Raw genomic sequence first — 5,059 nt, 5'->3', positions numbered from 1 at the left:
GTCCGGCCATTCGCCGAGCGGCAGATCGGTATGGAGACGCCACTCAGACGCCGGGCGGCTGTAGTCTCCATCGTCCGGGTATATCTCCACCGGCACCCAATCGCGCCGCCCGGCGGGGAGGTCGTCCCGCAGGTGGTGTTTCTCGCGGATGTCCGAGTGTCTGTCCGTGCCGCACATCAGCACGGATGTTCGAGTCACAATCATACTCGCTGGTTTACACATTTCAGTATCCCTCCTCCATCTCGCCGCGATCGGGCGGAGCCCACGGCTTTGCTTCCTCGGGTTTGTAGTTGCTCACAAAATAGATGTCCGGACGATAGTCGACTTGCAATCGAAACAGCGGGCCGGATCTGTTTTTGCGCGCGATGAGGTGCGCCGTGTCGACATCACAGAACCCGCGTTCGTTCGGCTGCTTCTTGCGCTTGATCTCGAAAATCATCGAGCAATGAGACCTGCTCTCCAGCTCTGCAGTCTCGCGGAATCTGTACCCAGTCGAGCCGTCCGATTCTTGCACGATGTTGACCTGCGACGCCACCAGGATCGCTGATCCAAGCTCGCGCCCCAGTGCGATGGCCTGGCTTGCCACCTCGCCGACGGCGCGATACCGCACAGCCGATGTCTTGTCGGCGACCTCTTGCGCGTAGTCGATGACCACGAGGCGGACGCCGTCGAGCGCCCGGGCCTTCTCCATCACCTTGCCCATGTCTACATCCGAATCGTCGAGCACGTACACGGGCAGGTTCTCGCGTCGTAGCAGGGTAGCCGCTTCCATGTGCGCAAGGGTCGCGGCTCGGCGTGTGTCCGCCGGCATCCACGGAGCTCTCTTCCACAGTGGCGTCAGTGACCTGCGAATGATAGCGCGCTCGGCGAGCTCGCCGGTGGACATCTCAGGCGACACGATGAGCACAGGACCATGCGCCGCCGCGCGGAACGCCCACTCCTGGACGATGGTTGTTTTACCATGTCCGCTTGGAGCGCCCAGCAGGTACACCGCGCCGGGCATCATCCCGCCCCGAAGGGCCTGGTCGAGCTTGTCGATGCCGGTTTGGACGCGGCCGCCATAATCCCCTGCCGAGTACCGGGCCAGGTCGTCGAGGGTGGCGTGGATGACTTCGCCGAGCCGGACGAGCCCGGCGTGTTTCTGAAATTCGATGAGCTGATTCAGGTCGGCGAGCGTACCCTCGTAGTCGGCGGCGTCGTCCTTCGGGCCGCCAGTCCAGAACGTCGTCACGCTTGCGGCGAGCCCCGTCAGCGCCCCTGCGATGGACTTCATGTGCGCGCGTCCGGGGTCGTCGTTGTCGGCCCATAGCAGCACGTGGCGGCCGGCACATACCGGCTTGAGTACTGAGACGGACGGACAGGCGGCCGCCCCGCATACCGTGCCGTAGGCAGCGAGACCGAGCCCCTCAGCCGCGATTGCCGCTTTCTCGCCCTCGCAGATCGTTATCCTGTCGCCGTCCTCCCAAATACGATTTCGATCCGGCCGGTACAGTGGCAGGTCTCGGACCTTGAGCCCCTGGAGTCCGGATTGTCCGTTGCGCCTCCAGAAAAAATCCTTGCTCCCGTCCGCCTTCTCGACGCGGACATGCTCTACCACATCACCGGGGCCGATGACCAGCTTGTAGACCGTTTCGTTGCGCGGCCGGTTGTCCTTCGGCGGCATGAGATCCGCCATGGTCAGGCCGAGCGCCGACACGATGTCATCGGTGGAGCACCCAGTGAAGCAGTTGAGGAGGATGCGCCCGTCGTCGCCGGGAGTCACGGATAGGCTGTTGTGCCTGTCACCGTGGCCATGGGCCGGGCCTGGACACCTGGCGGTGAATCCCTTGCCGTTTGGTCGCACCCCTTCGAGTCGCCGCATAAAGTCATCCAGTGTCATTTCTCTACCCTCTTCACCGCGCGGTGGAGCCAAAACTTAAAAAGCCATTTCATCGGCTGTCTCCATGCGCTGGTACACCTTCGCCCCGGTCCGCTTGATGTCGTCGAGCAGCCCGAAGTGCTCCGCAATCGCCGTCAACCGCTCGTCCAGGCGGACCGTATCGGCGACCGAGTACAGGCGCTCAAGCCAGTCTACCGCGCCGGTTGTGTGCCCATCCCGCCCGGTCCTCGGGTGGCGTCCATCGCGAAGGAGCATCGTTGGCCCGAAGTTTTTGAGATCTGCCACGCCCGGATCCCTGGCGCACTCCATGATCGGCGAGATGAGAATTTGCCACTCGGCATAATCGTCGGCGGTCATCCGGTGGCGGATGCTCTTCGTGGTTCCCTTGAGGTCGCCACAGTCACGATCAAAAACCTGGTTGAAAATTTTGAGGAAGGTCAAAGCCAACTTTTTATCCTCCTCATTGACGACAGGCGAGCTTGCTCGCTTCTTATTCTTCTTGTCTTTGATCTGATCTGGTATGTTCTGATCTGTTCTGATCTGTTCTGAGGGGTTATTTTCGGTAACAGGCTGTAACGCTTGGTTACGGTCGGTTATGGATGGTAACGATTTGTTACTATCAGTTATTTCAGTAACCGATTGCAACGCCTTCTGTCGCTCTCTCCAACGCCTTTGTTTATCAGCGTTTTTCTCTCGCTTCTCCTCTTCCGATGCTTTGCGCCGGTAGTATTCATAGTTGAGGATTTGGAAACCGCCGTCTACTTTTTCGATTCGGCGTCCGTCGTAATCGGGGCATCGGCTGTATGGGTCCGGAGCCGACAGCCTGTCAATTGCCTCAATACACTGTTGGAGATTGACGCGCGCCGCGTCAGCGAGTCCGGGGACCGAACACTCAACCACGCCATATTGATCGGTCATGGCGAGCATGGTCACCCACACAATTCTCACGTGGTCCGGCTCACGCCAGATTGTAGAATGGATAATGGACGAAAACAATTTGGTATATCCCATTGTCAATGTAACCTCCTGATGGTTACACCCTAACCTACTGGCCCGCGGCTGTCAAGGTTTCCGTCCTCGCCCAGCCGAGCACGCCGGGAGCAACCGGGACAGCCACGCCCAGCCCGTGGCGATACGCCTCGCGGATACCCACCGAGAGCATATGCGCCGGATAGGATACCCACCCGCGCCGCGCTGTGTAGTATAATGTCAGCGCCGCCCTGGCCTCCTTGGCCGCCCAGACCTCCCAGACCTCCCTGGCCTCCCAGGCCGCCCTGGCCGCCCTGGCCGCCCAGACCTTCCTGGCCTCCCAGGCCTCCCTGGCCTCCCAGGCCTCCCAGGCCGCCCAGGCCGCCCAGGCCTCCCTGGCCGCCCAGGCCGCCCTGGCCTCCCAGGCCTCCCAGGCCGCCCAGGCCGCCCAGGCCGCCCTGGCCGCCCAGACCTCCATGGCCTCCCAGGCCTCCCTGGCACTCTCACAGCGGCGCAGCTCCCAGTCCAGGCCGCGAGCCTGGAGCGCCTCGCGTAGACCTGCCTCGACTACGGTCGGGTCGTACAGCGGACGACCGAGCGCCTCGCGCCATGCGAGCTGCTCGTCCACCATTTCAGCGGCGAACTCGCCGAACGGAATAGACAGCTCCTCGATAGCCGGTTGCAGGTCGGTGACCTCCTCGACGATGAGGAGCGACCCCGCGCGGCATTTATTGCCGCGCTCTACCAGCGCGGGGATATTTATCACAGGACTGCCGTCCGGGTCGGCGAGCTGCGCGCCTTCTGCCGCCTCGACACGAAGGAGCCGCGAGGGCCGCCCGTCCGGCCACAGCCCTGCGATACGGAGCGCGGTTGCAGCCGAGCGGCAGAAATTCCACCCGGCCCCACAATCGTCCGGGCCGGTATCGACCGCCACGGTGGGCAACTGGTACGGGGTTGTCCCGTCCCACACGGGATCGCCGCCATGGACGGGCGGACGCAAATCGTGAGTGAAAACCTTATAGCCTATCATGTCTCTCTCCTTTTTACTGCCGCTCAATCGCGGGATGCCTGATAGCATTGCAATCACCGTGCCAGTCCTCCAAGTTGCGTGTTTTCAATAATTTCGCATAGTTAGACATGCGGACCACCTATTTCGAGGCCTCGAAAGTGTGGCAAAACGCTACACTAAAACCGGCTTGTGGCAAAACGCTACACCGATAAGTGGTTGAAATCACATAGGCTTTTGTCAATATGTGGCATAACGCTACACTTCTAGGCGAGACTTGGTAAGCTGAACCGTTGAAATCATTAGCTTTTTTGTTGGCACGGACTGTGCAATAGCTCTAGGTGTCCGCAATTGAGCGGCAAAAAAGGAGAGAGACATGACTAAAAAAGAAGTTATAACCCTTCTCGTCAGAGAGGGGCTCATAGTCCGCAAAACGGCGGACTATGAGAACTCGTATCAGGGGCCATGCTCCTGGTACGAGACCACCCCCGCCGGAGACGCAGCGAGGGTAAACCTCATCCGGTCCGGGGCCGGATGCGATTTGTCACCAGGGGACGTGGTCCCCTTGGTGGCGATCTACAAGGGGACGACCCCCTTGTGGGTTGAGGAAGACTAGACAATATCGCCCCCCACCCCGGGGCGATAGAAATAGGGGCCTATGCGCCGCCGAGCGACGCCATGCTGGCCATCCCCGCGACTCGGCCGAATGACCCACGTTACGGGTTGGCGGGCGCGGGCCCGCCCCTGCCCTCGCTGAGGGTGGAGGCGGCCCCACGGCCGAGAAAAGGGAGAGAGTCATGAAGTACATTATGAAGTACATTATCGAATGGCAAGGAGAATACTGGACCGATAGCTACGGGTGGTCGCCCGAAAAAACCGAGGCGTACAGATACGACTCACATGAGGCCGCCGAAGCCGCCTGTCCATGCTGGCAGGCCAGGATCATAAAAGACAAGGACTAACGGGCATACTGCCCGGCCCGGGCTGTTTCCCCACCCGGGTTTTTTGACTTGGCGAGGGCCGATCACCCTTGCCCCGTCGTGAGGGATCCGACGTTATAACCTCCCTCCGGTTTGACTGATCAGCGTTGACCGTAACTATGCAGGTCTGACACCGGAAAAGCAGCGGCGGGTGGGTGAGAGGCCCACCATTTGGCGGACGAGGTGCGGGTTACTCTCCTTTCCCGCGCGGGTTCGACTCCCGCG

At 61.1% G+C, this 5,059-nt stretch carries 6 protein-coding genes; 2 read left to right on the top strand and 4 right to left on the bottom strand.

The genetic code is table 11. The features are described from left to right. The 4 genes from M0R36_10970 to M0R36_10955 all read right to left on the bottom strand — a co-directional run. On the bottom strand, positions 1–222 hold a 222-nt coding region (locus tag M0R36_10970), incomplete at its 3' end, for a hypothetical protein (protein ID MCK9556311.1). Position 223: 1 nt separating this feature from the next. Continuing rightward, positions 224–1,879: an AAA family ATPase gene (locus M0R36_10965; protein ID MCK9556310.1), complete on the bottom strand. Its 1,656-nt coding sequence runs from the start codon at positions 1,877–1,879 to the stop codon at positions 224–226. Between the two features lie 36 nt (positions 1,880–1,915). Beyond that, positions 1,916–2,890, bottom strand: a complete 975-nt coding sequence (locus M0R36_10960; protein ID MCK9556309.1) for a hypothetical protein — start codon at positions 2,888–2,890, stop codon at positions 1,916–1,918. Between the two features lie 34 nt (positions 2,891–2,924). Then, positions 2,925–3,878, bottom strand: coding sequence for a hypothetical protein (locus M0R36_10955; GenBank protein ID MCK9556308.1), 954 nt, complete (start codon positions 3,876–3,878; stop codon positions 2,925–2,927). Positions 3,879–4,230: 352 nt separating this feature from the next. On the opposite strand from M0R36_10955, the gene M0R36_10950 reads away from it, so the two are divergent. Next, a complete protein-coding gene (locus M0R36_10950; protein MCK9556307.1) occupies positions 4,231–4,470 on the top strand; it encodes a hypothetical protein in 240 nt (79 codons plus the stop codon). A gap of 181 nt (positions 4,471–4,651) precedes the next feature. Next, on the top strand, positions 4,652–4,816 hold the full coding sequence (locus M0R36_10945; GenBank protein MCK9556306.1) for a hypothetical protein: 165 nt from the start codon (positions 4,652–4,654) through the stop codon (positions 4,814–4,816). Positions 4,817–5,059 lie beyond the last annotated feature (243 nt).

This window comes from bacterium, from assembly GCA_023228325.1.
Taxonomy (GTDB): domain Bacteria; phylum Auribacterota; class UBA6266; order UBA6266; family UBA6266; genus UBA6266.
This window is presented reverse-complemented; position numbering and strand designations above follow the sequence as displayed.